The organism is Coprococcus sp. BIOML-A2 (assembly GCF_009875795.1).
GTDB classification, from domain to species: domain Bacteria; phylum Bacillota; class Clostridia; order Lachnospirales; family Lachnospiraceae; genus Coprococcus; species Coprococcus aceti.
Map to the genome: position 1 here is coordinate 1 of NZ_WWSI01000010.1, position 17937 is coordinate 17937.

General features: G+C 41.1%; 29 protein-coding genes. 3 read left to right on the forward strand and 26 right to left on the reverse strand.

Annotated features, from left to right (window positions below; all coding sequences use genetic code 11):
* The 7 genes from GT575_RS14160 to GT575_RS14190 form a co-directional block, all read right to left on the reverse strand.
* Positions 1–200: hypothetical protein (locus GT575_RS14160; protein WP_161172258.1), on the reverse strand; the 200-nt coding region annotated here is incomplete at its 3' end.
* Positions 190–468 carry a DUF4176 domain-containing protein gene (locus tag GT575_RS14165; protein ID WP_022216712.1) on the reverse strand — a complete coding sequence of 93 codons (279 nt, stop codon included), beginning with the start codon at positions 466–468 and terminating at the stop codon, positions 190–192. The genes GT575_RS14165 and GT575_RS14160, both read right to left, overlap by 11 nt.
* A gap of 60 nt (positions 469–528) precedes the next feature.
* Positions 529–846 carry a WXG100 family type VII secretion target gene (locus GT575_RS14170; protein ID WP_015533471.1) on the reverse strand — a complete coding sequence of 106 codons (318 nt, stop codon included), beginning with the start codon at positions 844–846 and terminating at the stop codon, positions 529–531.
* Positions 847–864: 18 nt separating this feature from the next.
* Positions 865–1164, reverse strand: a complete 300-nt coding sequence (locus GT575_RS14175; RefSeq protein WP_022216713.1) for a WXG100 family type VII secretion target — start codon at positions 1162–1164, stop codon at positions 865–867.
* 18 nt (positions 1165–1182) lie between these two features.
* Positions 1183–1455, reverse strand: a complete 273-nt coding sequence (locus tag GT575_RS14180; protein ID WP_022216714.1) for a WXG100 family type VII secretion target — start codon at positions 1453–1455, stop codon at positions 1183–1185.
* Positions 1456–1469: 14 nt separating this feature from the next.
* Positions 1470–1787 (reverse strand): hypothetical protein, encoded by a 318-nt coding sequence (locus tag GT575_RS14185; protein ID WP_161172259.1) that lies wholly within the window; start codon positions 1785–1787, stop codon positions 1470–1472.
* A gap of 24 nt (positions 1788–1811) precedes the next feature.
* Positions 1812–2102 carry a WXG100 family type VII secretion target gene (locus GT575_RS14190; protein WP_022216716.1) on the reverse strand — a complete coding sequence of 97 codons (291 nt, stop codon included), beginning with the start codon at positions 2100–2102 and terminating at the stop codon, positions 1812–1814.
* Positions 2103–2327: 225 nt separating this feature from the next.
* Between GT575_RS14190 and GT575_RS14195 the strand changes: the two genes are divergently transcribed.
* Together GT575_RS14195 and GT575_RS14200 are read left to right on the forward strand one after the other, a co-directional pair.
* The gene (locus GT575_RS14195; protein ID WP_161172260.1) at positions 2328–2858 is read left to right on the forward strand and encodes a DUF6120 family protein; all 531 of its coding nucleotides are present in this window, start codon (positions 2328–2330) and stop codon (positions 2856–2858) included.
* A gap of 2 nt (positions 2859–2860) precedes the next feature.
* Positions 2861–3334 (forward strand): hypothetical protein, encoded by a 474-nt coding sequence (locus GT575_RS14200; RefSeq protein ID WP_161172261.1) that lies wholly within the window; start codon positions 2861–2863, stop codon positions 3332–3334.
* A gap of 88 nt (positions 3335–3422) precedes the next feature.
* Here the strand turns inward: GT575_RS14200 and GT575_RS14205 are convergent, their stop codons facing one another.
* From GT575_RS14205 to GT575_RS14280, 16 genes are all read right to left on the reverse strand, one after another.
* On the reverse strand, positions 3423–3947 hold the full coding sequence (locus GT575_RS14205) for a hypothetical protein (protein ID WP_022216206.1): 525 nt from the start codon (positions 3945–3947) through the stop codon (positions 3423–3425).
* 33 nt (positions 3948–3980) lie between these two features.
* On the reverse strand, positions 3981–4253 hold the full coding sequence (locus GT575_RS14210) for a hypothetical protein (RefSeq protein ID WP_147360154.1): 273 nt from the start codon (positions 4251–4253) through the stop codon (positions 3981–3983).
* A 6-nt stretch (positions 4254–4259) separates the two neighbouring features.
* Positions 4260–5510, reverse strand: coding sequence for a hypothetical protein (locus GT575_RS14215; RefSeq protein WP_161172262.1), 1251 nt, complete (start codon positions 5508–5510; stop codon positions 4260–4262).
* Between the two features lie 3 nt (positions 5511–5513).
* On the reverse strand, positions 5514–6863 hold the full coding sequence (locus GT575_RS14220; protein WP_161172263.1) for a hypothetical protein: 1350 nt from the start codon (positions 6861–6863) through the stop codon (positions 5514–5516).
* Between the two features lie 37 nt (positions 6864–6900).
* On the reverse strand, positions 6901–7224 hold the full coding sequence (locus GT575_RS14225; protein ID WP_161172264.1) for a hypothetical protein: 324 nt from the start codon (positions 7222–7224) through the stop codon (positions 6901–6903).
* Positions 7225–7253: 29 nt separating this feature from the next.
* Positions 7254–7550, reverse strand: a complete 297-nt coding sequence (locus GT575_RS14230) for a WXG100 family type VII secretion target (protein WP_055147874.1) — start codon at positions 7548–7550, stop codon at positions 7254–7256.
* A 203-nt stretch (positions 7551–7753) separates the two neighbouring features.
* A complete protein-coding gene (gene rplA, locus GT575_RS14235; RefSeq protein ID WP_015533477.1) occupies positions 7754–8446 on the reverse strand; it encodes a 50S ribosomal protein L1 in 693 nt (230 codons plus the stop codon).
* 55 nt (positions 8447–8501) lie between these two features.
* On the reverse strand, positions 8502–8927 hold the full coding sequence (gene rplK, locus GT575_RS14240) for a 50S ribosomal protein L11 (RefSeq protein ID WP_015533478.1): 426 nt from the start codon (positions 8925–8927) through the stop codon (positions 8502–8504).
* A gap of 43 nt (positions 8928–8970) precedes the next feature.
* Positions 8971–9498, reverse strand: coding sequence for a transcription termination/antitermination protein NusG (gene nusG / locus GT575_RS14245; RefSeq protein ID WP_015533479.1), 528 nt, complete (start codon positions 9496–9498; stop codon positions 8971–8973).
* Between the two features lie 15 nt (positions 9499–9513).
* Positions 9514–9726, reverse strand: a complete 213-nt coding sequence (gene secE, locus GT575_RS14250; RefSeq protein WP_015533480.1) for a preprotein translocase subunit SecE — start codon at positions 9724–9726, stop codon at positions 9514–9516.
* A 27-nt stretch (positions 9727–9753) separates the two neighbouring features.
* Positions 9754–9903, reverse strand: coding sequence for a 50S ribosomal protein L33 (gene rpmG, locus GT575_RS14255; RefSeq protein ID WP_004849439.1), 150 nt, complete (start codon positions 9901–9903; stop codon positions 9754–9756).
* Positions 9904–10037: 134 nt separating this feature from the next.
* On the reverse strand, positions 10038–10280 hold the full coding sequence (locus tag GT575_RS14260) for a hypothetical protein (RefSeq protein ID WP_055280684.1): 243 nt from the start codon (positions 10278–10280) through the stop codon (positions 10038–10040).
* Between the two features lie 38 nt (positions 10281–10318).
* Positions 10319–10795 (reverse strand): COG2426 family protein, encoded by a 477-nt coding sequence (locus tag GT575_RS14265; RefSeq protein ID WP_022216200.1) that lies wholly within the window; start codon positions 10793–10795, stop codon positions 10319–10321.
* A 14-nt stretch (positions 10796–10809) separates the two neighbouring features.
* Positions 10810–11604, reverse strand: coding sequence for an enhanced serine sensitivity protein SseB (locus tag GT575_RS14270; RefSeq protein WP_015533482.1), 795 nt, complete (start codon positions 11602–11604; stop codon positions 10810–10812).
* 30 nt (positions 11605–11634) lie between these two features.
* Complete coding sequence (locus GT575_RS14275; protein ID WP_015533483.1) at positions 11635–12462, reverse strand: zinc ribbon domain-containing protein; 828 nt, start codon at positions 12460–12462, stop codon at positions 11635–11637.
* A gap of 81 nt (positions 12463–12543) precedes the next feature.
* The gene (locus GT575_RS14280) at positions 12544–13047 is read right to left on the reverse strand and encodes an HD domain-containing protein (protein WP_055147888.1); all 504 of its coding nucleotides are present in this window, start codon (positions 13045–13047) and stop codon (positions 12544–12546) included.
* Positions 13048–13266: 219 nt separating this feature from the next.
* Here GT575_RS14280 and murI point away from each other — a divergent pair, with 219 nt between their 5' ends.
* Positions 13267–14034: a glutamate racemase gene (gene murI / locus GT575_RS14285; RefSeq protein ID WP_015533484.1), complete on the forward strand. Its 768-nt coding sequence runs from the start codon at positions 13267–13269 to the stop codon at positions 14032–14034.
* Positions 14035–14302: 268 nt separating this feature from the next.
* On the opposite strand, the gene GT575_RS14290 is transcribed toward murI, so the two are convergent.
* The 3 genes from GT575_RS14290 to GT575_RS14300 are packed head-to-tail and all read right to left on the reverse strand — an operon-like array spanning position 14303 to position 17930.
* Positions 14303–15505: a tyramine oxidase subunit B gene (locus tag GT575_RS14290; RefSeq protein WP_161172265.1), complete on the reverse strand. Its 1203-nt coding sequence runs from the start codon at positions 15503–15505 to the stop codon at positions 14303–14305.
* A 31-nt stretch (positions 15506–15536) separates the two neighbouring features.
* A complete protein-coding gene (locus tag GT575_RS14295) occupies positions 15537–16826 on the reverse strand; it encodes an MFS transporter (RefSeq protein ID WP_161172266.1) in 1290 nt (429 codons plus the stop codon).
* A gap of 9 nt (positions 16827–16835) precedes the next feature.
* Entirely contained in the window at positions 16836–17930 is a 1095-nt protein-coding gene (locus GT575_RS14300) for a polyamine ABC transporter substrate-binding protein (RefSeq protein ID WP_015533487.1), read from the reverse strand.
* Positions 17931–17937: the final 7 nt, after the last annotated feature.

Genomic DNA, 17937 nt, shown 5'->3' on the forward strand with positions numbered 1-17937 from the left:
TCGTCTACCAGTTGAGCACGATATCTGTCCAGGGATGATATATCCAGGGATTCCGCCATCTTGCTTATGTATATTATGTCTCTCTGACGTCTAATATCATCAATATACTGTCCAAGTGTATCATATATCTTCGACAGCCTGTATGGTTCATCTTCAAGCCTGCCAAGGTCTACATACAAAAGAACTCCTCTATTTTCCATTATTTCCCTCATTCAAGTATTTGTCAACAAATTCAAACTCTTCCGGGTCCTGAAATCCAACAAAATATACCCGTTCTATCTGGTCATGGTCAAACATATATGTCTGTTTTGTAGATATATTTCCCTCTGGATACAGGCATCCTATATAATCCCTTACGCTATCTGAATCCTCTGCCTTCTGCAATCTTCCATATATCATCAACCTTTTATTTGCGTTCTTTAATAACACAACCGAACCGATCGGCAGATATTTCTTAAATTCAATCATAATAACCTCCTCAATCTCAAAATGCCATCTCTGATGGCTATCAGAGATGGCACTTCTTTCCTACGAAATAATATTTGCTGCAAGCGATTCCGTTGCCGCTGCATTCTTTTTCTCTGTTGTCGTATATTCTTTAGCAAGTTCTGTAAGATTATTTACATGTTCATTAATCATTCGACCCATGGTATCCATATCCGTCTGCAGTTTTCTAAATTTGTTTATATACGATGCAGACGCATCTCCTGTCCATGATGATGAAAGTCCAGTGACATCATTCATCATATCATCTGTCAACGATTTCGTCTGAGTCATAACTGATTTAAAATCAGCAGCCTTAGCCTCCAATTCCGCCGGGGTGACTTTCAAATTCATATCTGACATATCTGTATTTTCCTCCCTTTAATACTTTCTCTGAGCCACTGTATTTGCATTTGTGGCTTCTGTAGTTTCATAATTAGCTATTATATTGTCCAGCGCTGAACAATACTGTTCTATCAGATTACTAAAATTTGTCATCTGTGAAACATCACTCTCAACTGCAGAGCTGAAAGCTTTTTTCGCGCTACCATCCCATGTACTGTTCAGAGCCTCCTTACTGTCTCTGAGCTTTGATATCTGCTTCTTAAGAGACTGATTTTTCGAGCGAAGCTCTGTTGTTCTTTTCGTCATCTCTGACGATGTTACTGAAAATGCTCCCATACTTGATCCTTCCTTCTATTATTGATTTTGGTATATATTTGAAGCCTCCCGGCTCATACCCACGCCTAAATTTTCAAGTGCTGTACATGTATTGGATATGTCATTGTATACACTTTCGAGTTTTCCAATATATTTGTCACTTGCATCCCCTTTCCAGTTTTTTCTTATAGTCTCGACTTCACTTCCCAAATCAGATAAAACATACTGCTTTATACTTGCTTCTGAATTCAAGTAGCCATTTATAGCCGCTGCTATTTCTGAATAGTCCAAATCACTAATCTTTTTTTCCATGTGCTTACATCCCTTCAGCGAATTATGTTATCTGGTAACGATGAGGTCATATCCCCATTCACAACTTCAGCAGTGATGTAGTTTCCTATAACTTCACCCAATGTATCACCATACGAATACATATCCTCCATAAATGCCTGCATAGTATCCATCTTCGATACAAGATCAGAATAAATATCTGCCCAGCCTTCACTCTCCCAATATTCCTGTATCTTGCCACAGGTTGATATGATCGTATCATACTGATTTCCCAGATCTGTTGCCCCATTGATCAAGGTATCATGAAATGTTTCAAGTTTATTTATCGGTACTTTCACCGTCTCAACATACATACTTTCCCTCCGTTATTAAGCACCCTAGCCAATCAGAGCAATTACATTTTTTTCACAAGTCTCAAACGTATTGCATACATCAAGCAATGAGTCCACTTTCTTTTGAAGATCCTCATACATGGATTTTACTTTACTATCGCTGTTCTCAAATTTTGTATTAAATGAGTCTGCTGCAGGGCCTTTCCATTCTTTAATAAGATCTTGATAATCATTCTGGATGTTTCGTCTGTCAATTGTGCTTTGATCCAGACAGTCCTGTATAATCACAAGATCTGTGTGCAGCTTCCTTGTATCGACATTTATCTTATCCGACATAATCTTTCTCCATTCAATTATTTTGCATTTTTAGTATTACATCTTTTAAATTGTTTTGTCAACAATGGTTTTGTTTTTCTAAATTTATTTGTTTATATTTTTGTAACTAACAGCCACATTTTGACAAAATTTGTTTATTAATGTCAAAAGCATTATTGATTTTCTGATATTTTAATATAAAATAATATTAGTTCATATTGAAATTGTATTAAAAGGAGAATGAAAGTGGACACCAACTCAGCATATGAAAAAAACGAAAAAACTGTAGATAAGTATATTAAAGCTATTAAAAAAGAGTTTCCAATATACAGAAAGGGGGAAAAGAGATATTTAAAGATGCTGCGTAGTTCTATGTATGATTACGCAGTAAGTTTTGAAGGCGAGTTGATCACAGTATCACATCTGTCTGAAAAGTTTGGAAGTCCCAAGGATTGTGCCAATACATATATTGAATATTTAGGCACAGATACTATATACCACAACATGAACGGAAAGAAATATGGAAAATATATTTTCATTACCGCGCTTTCTGTTATACTGGGTTTTGCAATATGTATATCAGTTATGTTGTATAAGGAATGGCAGATATCCAGACGTACTGATATTGCATCAACTACTATTATCCTTCAAGAGGGTGTAGTGCCAAATGATTTATCTGATAAATCATGGATAGATTCTGCTGAAGACGCACCATTAAATAATAGCTCGGAAACTCAGAATAATGATAATAACAATAATACAGATATGGAGGAATAAATATGAATAAAAAATTACGCAGATTATTAGCTATATGTTGTATGATTTTCATCTGTTTGTCTACAATAAACGTTCCAACTGTTAAGGCCGCAGAAGAAGATACAAGTGATGATTCTCTTACATTCGTAGAAATTATCGAAGAAATTCCTACTCAACCATCCATGAGTAGAGCCACAAAAACAAAAAGTGCTGTAAAAACCGTATTATGCAACGATTCTAATGGAAAAACTCTCTGGAGTCTTCAGATTGCAGCAACATTCAGTTATACAGGTTCTTCTAGCAAATGCACATCCGCTAAAGCTGCAGTGACTTCTAATAGTTCATCTTGGAAGGTGTCTGTGTCCAGTTGCACGAGATCCGGCAACAAAGCCACAGCAACTGCAGTTGGAAAAAAGTATTCCTCAAAGGGCGTACTGCTTCAGACAGTAAATAAATCAGTTACTATATCATGTTCAGCTAACGGAACTATTTCCTAATTTACTAGTTAGTTATACAAGATAAAGAACAAGGCCACATGCCGCATGAAATATCTTTTAGATTTTTCATATGGTATGTGGCTTTATTTTATCTGTACCGGCCAGACACCCCTGCTAATGCAGATCTTATAACCAGCTCCAACGCAGTAGCAACAACGTACAATGCTATGCATATTACCAACTTTACGCCCGTAGAAAGCTTCTCACTTTTAGCAACCATAAACGTCACGACTGCCGCAGTTCCGAGCAGCAAGCCTCCTATGGCACCACCCATTATTCCCCAATATTCTATAAAATATAATACATAAAATACTACTATCCAGGCAGGAGCTTTTTGATTAGCTCCTGCACCATCTGGATATGTTCCCAGATCCATTCCATCCATAATGAGACTGATACCACTCACTGCGCTTATAACCAGATTCAGTTCTTTTCCTGCTAACGGGACTGTATAGCTCAACTGTTTATCTTTTCTTAAGGTGCCTGTTCTCTCCAGTGATCTGAGCTTGAAAGCCTCCCCACCATTAATAAATATACTTCCTTTCATGTACTCCACCAGATATTGAACACCATCTATCTGTACATTCCAGCCATATTTCTTTGTATCTGCCATTGCATTAACTCTCCCTTTTCCGTTAAATTATTTCTAATTTTGTTTTTTATAAATTTCGGATGCCTGCTCACTCATACTCATTGCCATATTATATGCTGCGGTATTTGTGTCACTAATTGCATTGTATAGCAGCTCAAGTTTACCTACGAATAAGGTCTCCGCTTCGCCCTTCCAATTCTTGTTAAAGCTTTCTGCCGATTGAAATAAACTATCTAGAATATATTGACTTATATTATTTCGGATTCCCAATATACCATTTATAGCGGATTCTATTTGAGCATACTCATAATCTGTTATTTTTTCCAACACAAATCACCTCCCCGCAACGTTTTTATTTTCACTCTTCATGTACTTTATATATTTATCAAATTTTTGCTCTGATAATTTATCAAATACCACCGGCATACATGAACCATCTGACATAGAATAGACTCCTGAAAATTCCGATGAATCAACAAGTGCATATTCAACATTCCCCGGAAGCTTCTCTATACAATCCTCCACCAAAATAAATGTAAATGCACAGACACACAGATCATCACGCAGTGCTTCCACAATTCTATGATTTTCCAATAAAGCCATATCATCTACAAACACTATGTACCGCGGTTTCATATTTTCTACGCCGACTCCATTCAAAGCCTTTCTTTCCTCGATTGCCTGTGCCAGCATGTCTAATACTTTTCCTCTTTTTTCAGGAGTGCCTGCTACAAGACTAATGCCCGTCTCCATCTGAGTTCTCGTAAACGACTCATATTTATTCCACCCCTTACTATGAACACTATCATACACAAATGCAACCTTAAGATCCTCTGGCACTTCACTTACCAAAATCTGCGTAGACAATGCCCTAACTATATCGTATGCCTTCCTCTTGTCACCGTGTCCTACTACGCCAAGTAATCCCACCTCGTCCAGACTTATCGCTTTAGGGATTTCATGTATTATTCCGTATTCCTCTTTGAGTTTTTTATAGGTTCTCTTTAATTTAATATTCTGTGGTGTATTTACCATATTGGGAAGTATGATATGCTCTGATATATCCAGATCACCTGTTCCTAGTCTATATGTAAGCATTACATCTCCCTGATTACGAATCTTTTTCTCTCCCCTCATAATTCTTCTTATCAGATTCTCTGCCGGCACAAACCGTTTGTTCATCCATTCTAAAGCGGCTTCTCTGTAAGAAATTATCTGCTTGCTAACATCCTCCAAATAGTTCTCTCTTATTTTTTTTATTTTCTTTCTTGAGGGTCTATTTCGTAAATAATCACGAATACTATCATATAAGGCCACAAGAGCAATCACTATTCCTACTGGTACAGCCCCCAGAAGCATAAGCGTATATCTTGTAACGGAAGGGCTTGTATGCGGTTCACCTGTCATCTCCATATATTTATAATACGCATACACGCCCAAAACCGCATAAAATGCTAATATTTTTATAGCTGTCCATATATCTTCTTTATTTTTATTAAGTTGGGGAATCGCATGCAATTTGAGATCACTCTCCATGCTTGGAAATCTTTCAATAATATTTTTATTTGTATCTTCTCTAATCATTTCTTACCTAATAAATTTAATTTCAACATCGCTATCTAATGCACACTTTGCTTTCATGTATAGATCTTTTAAATCTCTATTTAATATACTCCGTCCTCTTGCATCAATAACTATTGTCTGCTTTGTTCCTGTGGGCAAATTTGCTTTCATTTTCTGGCTTCTTGTCGTGACATCTTTGATAAGCATTGCCCTTCCACTTTCATTTTGAATATTATAACTTCTGACATCAATACAACTTCCATCCTTATACAATGTCGGACTTATACTTCCTTGAGCATTACGCGTTGATTTTTCTCCATTTAAAAAAGCCTGATTTTGACTGTAACCTTCATTTTTACTTGTAATTTTCCGGACAGTTTTCTCTTTTGTCGAAAGCTTTCCAACCTTGCGCTTTTCTCCTTCCATTGCCTTATTTTTTTCTATACTTTTTGTTCTTTTTACGTCAACAAATTTCTCGCCAATTCCAACAGCAGTATCTATCGCTAAATTATATGTAAAATTCTCTTTATATTGAATTGCGGCATCCTCCAACGAAACGTTTCTACAATGTGATTTCTCTTGGGCGCAATATATGGATGTCGACAAAGCCGAATTCCCCGCCATTACTGCGAAGTTAACGCCATTTACATAACCGGTTATTTTATATTGCTGTAAAAAAGCTGCAGTATTAGTCATCGTCTTTGCACTTTTCACTATAGCCAACGTCTCCCCAAAACCTTCCAGTAATCCAGTGGCTCCACCTTCCAAAGCACCCCACATATATGCATCAGCAAAGGCATCCGCAGGATTTTCTCCATTTTTGCATGCCATATAACATGAATACTCTGCATTCATCATAGATGTTGTTAGAGAACCCCACGCCATGTCTGCCGTTACTGTCTCTATCATAGTTGCTGCTGTTGTACTTGTCATTGCGCCAGTAGACATCGCTGCAGCAGTAACCTCTGGTGCTACAATAGCAATCACCAGCAATCCCACTATTATGCTCGTTCCAATGACTATCTTTCCTTCATTTGTCTTTGTCCACGGGGTAATTGCATATTGATTTCCAAGATCTATACCCATCTGAGTATATGTATCATTACACATCTTATACTCTTTGTATATATCTTGCAAAGCTTTTGAAAACTTGTTCAACCGATCAGCTTCTTCCACAAACTCATCATAAGTTCTTATAAGTGCCGGCATGTCATATAACCCATCTGCCATTTTGCTGTATCGTATAACATCCATCTGCCTTTTATACATATCTATGTAATCCCCAAAGTTTTTACTGACGTTATTAAATTGTTCTACTTCGTCCTCCAGCTTCTCAAGATGTACATATAGTTCTATACCAGTGCCGTCCATCATTTACCCCTTAATATTACTTTTTAACCCAATATTCCTTTTAGTTAATTACGTCTCCCGACAAAGATTCTCCAATATCCACATTAATTGCTTCCACAGCATCATAGCTTTCTGTAATATTTACAATATCCTTATAGTAATTAGTCATATCGTCTACGATCTCATTCATACGATCTGATTTGTCTGCCATATCTTCATAAATCTCTGTCCATCCATCACTTTCCCAATAACCATTTATTTTGTTGCACGTTTCTATAATACTTCCAAATCGTACAAGCATATCCGCATAGTTCTGCGCAAATAGTTTTTCAAATAGCAACATTTGCCTTAATGGCACCACTATTATTTCTGTATCGCTTTCCACATAACCATTCCTTCCTGAACTTTTCCCGATCAGAGTTCCTGAATCCTATCCAATACTGAAGCTTCACACTTCTCAAACAATTTACACATGTCATAAACGCCATCTATCTTATCCTTAATATCACTATATAAAGCCTTCATATTGGTCATAGCATTTCGAAATCCTTCATCATAAGTTTTTGCGGCCGGCCCGCTCCACTGTGACGCAAGCTCTTCATATCCGCACTGGATAACAAGTCTTTCACGCATACTCGCGTCAATATCGTCCTTCAACGCCTTTATATCCGCATGTAACTGTTTTGTATTAATATTTATTTTTGTTGCCATACTCATCCTCTCCATTTATGTTATATACAGTATCTTACTTTTGGATATAGTTGTCAATATGTATTTAGATAATCTATTTTATGTTGATCAGTATTTATTATCGTTTTTTGCATATAAAAAGCCCCACACCCTACGCAATATCCTGAAGATATCTCATAGTGGTGTGGGGCTTTTGTGTGACTGATGCTCAGGTCAACCGGCTTTTATACGTAGCTTGTTGTGTTGATCTTTACACCAGGGCCCATTGTTGAAGCAATTACAACGCTCTTAAGGTACTGACCCTTAGCAGCGGCTGGCTTTGCCTTAACAATAGCATTTATTAAAGTCTGGAAATTCTCGTTTAACTGTTCCTCTGTGAAAGAAACTTTTCCCACTGGCACATGGATAATGTTGGCTTTGTCAAGTCTGTACTCTATCTTACCAGCTTTGATATCTGAGATAGCCTTAGCTACATCCATAGTAACTGTTCCAGCCTTAGGGTTTGGCATGAGACCCTTTGGTCCAAGTACACGACCAAGACGTCCTACAACGCCCATCATGTCAGGTGTTGCAACAACAACGTCGAAATCTAACCATCCCTCGTTCTGGATCTTTGGCACGAGCTCGTCTCCACCAGCGTAATCAGCGCCTGCTGCAAGAGCCTCGTCAACCTTTGCACCCTTAGCAAATACGAGAACCTTAACAGTCTTACCTGTTCCGTGTGGAAGAACTACGGCACCACGAACCTGCTGATCAGCGTGACGTCCATCAACACCGAGTCTGAGGTGTGCCTCTACTGTCTCATCAAACTTAGCTGAAGCCATCTTCTTAACTAAAGCAACTGCCTCAGTTGCCTCGTAAGCAGCGGTCTTATCATAGAGCTTGCTTGCATCTACATATTTCTTACTCTTTATCATTATTATAAACCTCCTGTGGTCATATCGGGAGCGACCCTCCCACTAAATATCTGTATTACTCTTCAACTGTAACGCCCATTGAACGAGCTGTTCCAGCGATCATGCTCATAGCTGACTCAAGGCTTGCAGCGTTCAGATCCTTCATCTTAAGTTCAGCGATCTCCTGAACCTTAGCCTTAGAAATTGTTGCAACCTTAGTCTTCTTTGAGTTTGCAGAACCTGACTTGATGTTACATGCCTTCTTGATAAGAAGTGATGCAGGTGGAGTCTTTGTAATGAAGCTGAAGCTCTTATCCTGGTATACTGTGATAACAACAGGAATGATCATGTCACCCTCATTAGCTGTTCTTGCATTGAATTCCTTTGTGAAAGCAACGATATTTACACCGTGCTGACCAAGAGCTGGTCCAACAGGTGGTGCAGGAGTTGCCTTTCCTGCAGGTATCTGTAATTTGATGTATCCTTCTACTTTCTTTGCCATTTTAGCATTCCTCCAAAATACTGTGGTACAATCCACTTGATAATTACAACTTCTTGATATCAGCAAACGCAATATCAACAGTATTCACACGACCAAACATTTCTACTTCGATGGCTACGGTCTGTTTTGCAGTATTAATTGCCTTAATTGTTGCTACTGTGCCTTCCCAGGCACCTGAAGTAACCGTTATTGAGTCTCCCACTTCAACATCGATGACAACCTCCTCTGAGGTCTGATACAGATTGCTCAGCTCCTCATCAGTGAGTGGTACAGGCTTTCTTGGATCTGATCCGACAAATCCTGTAACTCCTCTGGTATTACGTACAACATACCATGTAACATCGTTCATGATCATGTTGATGAGAACGTAACCAGGAAGTATCTTTCTCTCGATCGACTTTGGCTTACCATTCTTAATCTCTGTGGCATCTTCAACCGGAACGACTACCTCTAAAATCTGGTCTTGTAAATTTCTGTTTTCTTTTGTTTTCTCAATATCAGCCTTTACTTTGTTTTCATATCCTGAGTAGGTATGAACAACATACCATCTTGCATTCTCTGCCTCTGACATATTCTCCACCATCCTTTACCCAACTATGAAATTCAAACCAATCTGGATCAACCAATCTACGATAGCTATGATACAGCCGAGTACGACTGAGGAAACAACTACCGCAAATGACTGTCTTGCAAGGGAGCTCTTGTCAAGCCATGTAATCTTCCTGAACTCTCCCTTTAATTCCTGAAACCAGCTTCTCTTGAGAGTATTTGACTTTTCTTCTTTACTAGATTTAGACATAACTCTATTCCTCCTTACTGGTTCAGACTATTTTGTCTCCTTGTGTACTGTATGAGCCTTGCAGAATCTACAGTACTTCTTTGTTTCCATTCTGTCTGGATGCGTTTTCTTATCCTTTGTCATATTGTAATTACGCTGTTTACAATCCTGACATGCCAATGTTATTTTAACGCGCATTTCCACTTACCTCCATTGTTATTTTAAGGCACAAAAAAAAGACCTCTTTCATCGCAAAGTCTACAATAACACAATCGACCTATGCAAGTCAAGAAGTCTTTTATATAATTTCTAGTATATTTGATCCTGTCCGTCTATCTTCCGTTTGTACTCATGTCTTTTATGACATCTATGAGATCCATGTCGGAATCTGTGAGCTTCACATTGGTACAAATGGTCTTGCCCTCTGTATCTGTGATCTTCACTTCTATTATATAGCCTTCCTTTATTCCTGTGGCAGCGGCTGCCCTGAGGAACATAGGGAACTTTGGATGATTCTGGACGAACCGCTCCCAGGCTCCTTTGATCTTAAACATCATTCCCGGATTAAATGCCATATTTATCAACCTCTCTGTAAATCTTACTTATATCAGTATTATTTCAAAAGACCTATCGCTCCGAACAATCCTATACTTCCAAGGTACATGATCACTCCTGCCATGATCACTCCCAGCATGACCATGATAACGCTTTTCTTCCAGTCAAGCTCAAGGAAGCTGGCTGCCAGTGTTCCTGTCCACGCCCCGGTTCCCGGAAGTGGTATTCCCACGAACAGCAGAAGTGCGATATACACTCCAGTGCCGGACTTTGCCATGAGCTTCTGTCCGCCGTGCTCTCCCTTCACAAGACACCATGTGAAGAATTTGCCTATGAATCTCTTGTCTTTTCCCCACTCAAGCACACGTCTTGCAAACCAGTATATAAATGGAACCGGTATCATATTGCCTATGACGCACACTATAAATGACGGTATACTCGGAAGTCCAAAGCCCACCGAATACGGTATGGCGCCTCGAAGCTCAAGTATTGGTACCATGGATATAAGAAATATAGTCAGATATTTTTTTAACATAACGATCCTCTCATTTAATTTTCAAGTCCGGCTCTAACATAGAACGGCTCTGTCACCTCTGTCACTTTCTTACCAAGCATGTTGTCTGCTCTGACCAGTGCCACCTCGATGCCAAATGAATGAGGCTTCATAAGAGGTATGAGTCCGGCAAATACAGGCTTCTCGTCTCCGTTTACCTCAAGAGCAACAAGATACTTATCCTCCTGTCCCTGCTCCTCCATCATCTGTATATACGCTCTGTCAACATTCTCTTTGTCTGCCAGATACTCTCTTGCAGCATCAAGCATCTGTATCGGCTGATACTTTGGTGTTCTGAGCTTGACTGTTGCGCCTGGCTTGATCTTGCTCTGTACAAGTCCTGTACGTGAGCGCTCTCTGTACTGACGGATAAACTCTCCTGATATAAAGCAGTTCTCAGTGAAAGGATTCATAGCTATTCCGCTTATGTTTCCATTTGAATTGAACACAAGATCCTCAAGCTGCTTATATGGAAGTATTATTCTCTGGAAGCCATCGTTAAACTGCGATGAAGCCATCGACTCATAATCTGTGAAGCACGGAAGTACCTTGTCTCCCTGCTCATTTGTCAGAAGTGAGAAGTTGATCTTCACTCCGTCCTGGAATGTAACCTTTCCATTCTCATCAGGCTTTGGCTCCTGGTCGAACTTTGCAGGAACTATAAATACTGCATGGACCACTGACTCAAAGAGCTGCTTAAGTGTATCCTTGTTCTCATTTTCTCTAACTGCGTGCATAGCCTCAACAAGCTCCACGTTCTCAATCTTTTTTCCAATGTCTTTTACGTCCATCTCGTTATCCTTTCATTAATTAATTGTGTATTATCTCTTCTCACCGTAATGCTCGTTGTAAAGCTTCACCGCTTCCTCATAGTGCTCTTCATCAGCCTTTGCCTGATCTGATCTCTTGGACAACACAAGATCCGGTCTCACATCCGGCATGCTCTGGCCTATCCTTGAGGTAAATTCCGTAAAGAACTCCTGGCCACCTGCATATGATGCCATCGGTATAGCCACCATTCCCTTTGAGGTTGCAAATATGTATCCTCTGTTCACGTGATAGAACGGCTCTACAACGCGCTCATTCTCTACTATATCATCTATCTCGTATTTTCTCCACATAAATGGTATCTTACTGAAATATATCGCCTTGTCATCCATCTTCACCGCCGATGATACCGCTATCCTACAGAATATCGCAAGTATAACGCTCACACAGAATGCAAGTATGACTGCAATCCTTCCCATACCTTTATTGAGACTGTCCACTCCAAATACAGCCATCACAATGAGAAACAGTATGAGCAGGCTTACTATGAATACCATAGGTCCAACTGTGGAATAACCTCTCATAACTCCGTTCTTATTCTTGCGGCATTTTCCGTAGTAGCTTATTCTTGAAGGCTTCATACCGAGATCCTCTCCACACAGAGGACAATACTTCTGGTTGACCGTACAGTTTGCCGGTATTGATTTGCCGCAGTGCGGACATCTGAAGAATATGGTGTTTATAATGCCTGATATAAGCGCAAGCACTACGAACAGAATCCAGCCCATGCTTATATTTCCTGCAAATGCAAATCCAAATATACACAGCACTCCTACTATTGGCAAAGCTGTAGACAGTAACTTTGATATATAAAGCTTCATCTTTCTCCTCCAAATCTAACAGCGGCGTCTATCCCTGCCGCCATCTCTGACCTGTTAAGTATAACATAATTCATCTTTTTTTCAATATTCCAGCGAAAAGAGCTGTCTGCACAGCATTTTGCCGGATTCCGTGGCAAATATATTATCGTATGCCGTCCTTATAGTATCTGCGTCCGCCTTATCCTCATACATGTTGACGAGGAAATCGGCCTCCACCAGTATCAGATAATCCAAACCGTCTATATTCCTGTAGGTGTGGTGATGTGCCACCAGATAACATGCCCTCTCCACTGCGGCATCTTCTGCACCTGCCTCTCTGAGCAGCCGTCTTGCCTCAGGAGGTCCCTCCTGTTCCTGCAGCTTGCCATTATTATATCCATATTTCAGTTCTGCGTTCTTTATGCCTATATCGTGGGCAAGTGCTGCGATCTCCAGGACCTGCATCTCGTCGGGCTCCATGCCCTCCATCTCAGCTATCAGCTTCGCAAATGAATGAACCTTCAGGAAGTGATGTACCCGTCTGGAATCCCCGGCATAGTATTCAATCATTTTCTCTTTTACTATAGAAACCAAATTTCGTGCCATGTCATCATCCGCCTTTCTTTATGACTCGTATCATTCTAACACCACTATTTGTGAATAGTCTATACAGTTTATAAACATTTAATCTTCCTTACGCCCGGATTTTCTGTTACTTCTATAATATATACTTCCGTAAGTTGTTTTTTATTGACTATAATAGTATAATTTTAGGTTGGAGATAAACTATCAACACAAGTGATACAAAACATTGGAGATTTTATTATGGACACACGTTCAATTGGAGTATTCGACTCAGGGCTCGGCGGAATAAGCGTTCTCCGCGACATCGTGGAGCTCATGCCCTGTGAAAATTATATATATTTTGGCGATTCGGCACACGCACCTTACGGAACAAAGACCAGAGAGGCTATTCTTGAGAGATCGGAGCAGTGTACCAATTTTCTTCTCGCAAAGGATGTGAAGGCGATCGTCATCGCCTGCAACACCGCCACAAGTGTTGCAGCCTCGACACTGAGACAGCAGTATCCTTCCATACCGATCATCGGTATTGAACCGGCTCTGAAGCCTGCGGTTCTGTGGAAGGAGCACGACAAGGTAGCTGTCATGGCCACCCCTGCCACACTGGCTCTACCTAAATTTCATGAACTCATGAAACATTATTCAAAGGAGTCCGATATTTACCCGGTTCCATGTCCGGGCCTTGCGGATTATGTGGAAAAGGGAATTTTCGATGGTGAGGAGATCACTGAATTTCTGAAAGGACTGCTCGCCCCATCTCTGGAGAAGCATGTGGATGCCATCGTTCTCGGTTGCACTCATTATCCATTTGTGGAGAAGGTTATACAGCGTATTGCCGGACCTGACGTGAAGATCTTCAATGGAGCCCACGGCACCGCCCTGGAGCTTCAGAGGAGACTGCGCATCGCTGAGCTTCTCACGCCTTCCATAGAGAAGGGCACTGTGGAGTTCTACAGCAGCAGTACAAACCCTGAAACCATTAAACTTTGTCACCAATTGTTTGAAGCGTGAAAATATATATCTATGCCACAATCACTCAAAATGCATAACAGGTTACAGGCATATTTACCTAAAAATATAAGTCCATGTAGGTACATGGGCAATCGGTAGTGAATACATCCGAACTTCGGCAGTTTCTGTGCTAAGGCGTCGCACGCAAACGCTCTTATCGCGTGCAGAGCCGCATGCATATAGAAACTGTTGAAGTGACAGATGTAGAACGTGATTGAACATGTACCTACATGGACTTTATTTGGGTAAATATGACTGTAACCGTCCGTCAAAATGCATATGGGCGATCCCAGACTTTGAGTTTCGTGCCGATATCATGGACAAGGGCATAGGTGTAACATTCATATGCCCAGGCGACGTCCTCTGTCGGCATGCCCTCTATGGATACGAGGATGATCTCGTCGTCAGATTCACGGCCGGGCTTCTTGCCGCGGATTATCTCTCCAAATGTAGTAAGAGAATTCCTCTCGATCAATCCATCCTGCACCATATAGACGAAGTCCTCTCCCATGCAGCCTGTGTGGAGTCTGTTGCCATTTTCATCATATCCAACATTATCTTCCTCTGCGTAGTTCTCGTACATTCCGTAGTTGTCTATGACTTTTTTCAGGTCAACAATGCTCTTATGCTCCATATTGAAGGTACTTGTAGAGATGACCAGCGCTCCGGGCTTGAGCCACTCTCGCTTGTACTCTGGCCACTCGCCCTCCTTGCATGAGACTGCCTCAGTTATGATGTCGGCATCCTTAAGTGCCTCCTCCATATCCTTGCACAGAACTATATTTTTTACCTGAGGATAATTTTCCTCTATGTACTCTTTCATCTTAATCGCATTTGCCGATGTCGGTGAGCTGCCCTTTATCTTGATGGTGTCTATGTCAAATCTCTGTGACATGATGGCTCTGAGACTTGATCTGCATATGACTCCAGGGCCGACCAGTGTGAGCACCTTTGAGTCATTCCTTGCCAGAAGCTTTGCCGCAAGTCCCGGCATGGCACCTGTTCTCATGGAACTCAGAAGATTTCCGGACATATATGCCAGAGGTTTTCCTGTCTCCACATCGTTGAGCATCATCATCAGTATGGAACGAGGGAGCCCTATGGCTCTGTTGTTGCCATTTGAACCGTACCACTTCTCTCCTGCCACATGGAATCTGCCGCCAAGATATGCCGGCATGGCGATGAATCTCCTGTCTCTGGCATTGTTGACCGGGAAATTCTCTATCGGTGACTTCTTTGGGAAGTACAACATAAGGCCATGTGCGTCATTGTACGGACCACCCATGAGGAAATCTCCGTCCTCCATGAGTCCCATGGTCTCCTCCATAACATCCACACATCTTCCCGGGTTGAGAACACCCGCATCTATCATATCCTCCTCGCTGAGGTAGAGGAAGCTTATATTCTGCTTGTCTGTTTCTATATTGCTCTTTCTTCCTGCCGCTTCTGATTCTACATCTCGGTTCTTCATAATCCTTACCAAACCTTTCTCTCGTCATATATCAGCTGTTTTTTATTATTTTGCCGTGAATCTCTTTTGACGCACGACACATGATCACTATACATACAATGGACACTGCACTTATCACTACGCTGGAATCCATGAGCACTGTAAGTCCGTATCTGGAATTTATCCATCCACACAGCAGAGCTCCTATCCCCTCTCCGGCTCCCACCGTAAACGCGTTTATCAATGACATTCCCTTCACCACATCAGCGGGTGACAGCATCTCTTCTATAAGATACACACTTCCGGAATAGAATAACCCAAAGCCCAGCATCTCGCATCCCTGGGATATGACGATCACCCACACATTGTCCGAGAATGCCGCGAACATGTTCTTGAATGTCATGAACACCGCACAGCACAGCATTATCTTGTCAAGAGATATCCGCTTCCTGAATTTTATGAGCAGGAATGCCGACGGGACTTCACTGACCGCCATCACGAACTCAGCCAGTCCATAATGAAAATTATTGCCACCCAGGCGTTCAAACACATTTATCAGGAATGTCGTTCCAACATTATATCCCATGAACATAACCGCTGAACCTATGAGAAACCACCTGTACTTCGGGTATGTTGTGAGCAGATATCCTGCGGTGTGTACCTCTGTTTTCCGGGTCTCCGTAATGTTTGCTGCAGCTATTCTCTCTCTTGCGCCCAAAGCCCTGCAATCGCTGCAGGATGATGTATCATCCATGACTAGCAGCACCGCCAGCATCATGGCGGTGAACAGCATCTGTAGTATCAGAAGCCTGTTCGCATCATACCTGTCACAGAACACCCCAAACAGCACACATGCCACAGCCCACGCGCAGGAACCTGCTGCCCTGCATATAGGGTAGTTGATATTTCTACCGCCGTTCATATACTTTATGGACAGGGAATCTATAAGCGGTGATATGCATGTAAATGTTGCACCAAATCCGATGAACAGCATCACTGTCTGTACAAACGATAATTTATACTCATAAAAAACAGATGTCAACAGCAGCGCCACAACAGTCAGCACTGAGATGATATATTTTAACTGGATACGTTCTGCATGCCGGTCGGAAAATACACCTATGATTATCTGAAACACTACAGTTGAAAATAATTTTACCGCATTTATTACTCCTATCTGTCCGTCCGTAAAACCTTTGTACTGCAGCATCTGCGTGAGGTATGCGTACGCAGATGCCGCACAGGTCCAGAACATCATCTGTAATATTGCATATTTTATATTGAGCTTCGCGTTTTTCTTTTTTATAGATGTGTCTACGCGTATCTTCTTCTGCAATCCCATAGGCTGTTCCTATCTGGATGATTTGATCTCCATGACCGCATCTGTCTCAGCTGATATCGCATCTGCATCAAATGTATTTATCATAAATATTCTCTTCTTCATATCATCTGTGAGCACACACAGTGGACTGTTTTTCAGGTCATCATCCAGATATTCTACTGCTGCCTTATTGGCACAGATGAACTGAAATTCATTTGTGAGTTCTGCGGATATGTCAGGTCTCAATATAAAGTTAAGGAACAGCTCTGCCTCCTCTTTGTGCTTTGAGCCTTTGAGCAGGACCATTGTATCCATTGAGAGTGAACACTGCTCACCATCCATGACTACCTCAAGATCCGGATTCTCCTTCATCGCCTGAAGTGCCTCGCCGCTGTACATGAGAGCAACTGCTACCTCTCCCTTTGCCATACTGTCTCTCGTGTCTGTTGACGCTGCAAATGCCTTGATATATGGATTCAGCCCACTTATATAATCCTTTGCCTTTGCAATATCATCGAGGTTGCCCGATGTAGGATCAAGGTCGCATCCCAGCAGACCTACACTCATAATAGCCTGGGAATCATCCACAAGCAAAATATTATTCTTCAGATTATCATTCTTCAAGTCGTCCATCTTATGGATCTCTATACCATAGTCGTCCAGCATCTTTTTATTTGCTATCCATACACAGGATGTTCCCATATATGGAACACAGTACTCTCCATCCGGATCACACTGCATTGTCCTGTAAGTCTCATCGATATTGTCATAATTGGTGATCACATCCTTGTCCAGAGGCTCAAGCAGATCATTTGCCTTCATAGATTCTATGTAGAAGTTTGAAGGTACTGCAATGTCATATTCTGATCCGCCTCCCGCCATGAGCTTTGCCAGCATCTCGTCATTCGACTCAAATGTAGTCTCCACTACCTTTATGCCATATTCCTCCTCAAATTTATTGAGAACATCTTCACTCATATACTCTGACCAGTTGTACAGATATATCTCCTTTGCGTATCCGTCTGCAGTTTTCTCTTCTGAATCGCTGCCACATGCTGTCATCGTAAATACCATTGTCGCTGCAAGTGCTGCAGCCATCATTTTTTTGATTTTTCCTCTTATCATAGTCATT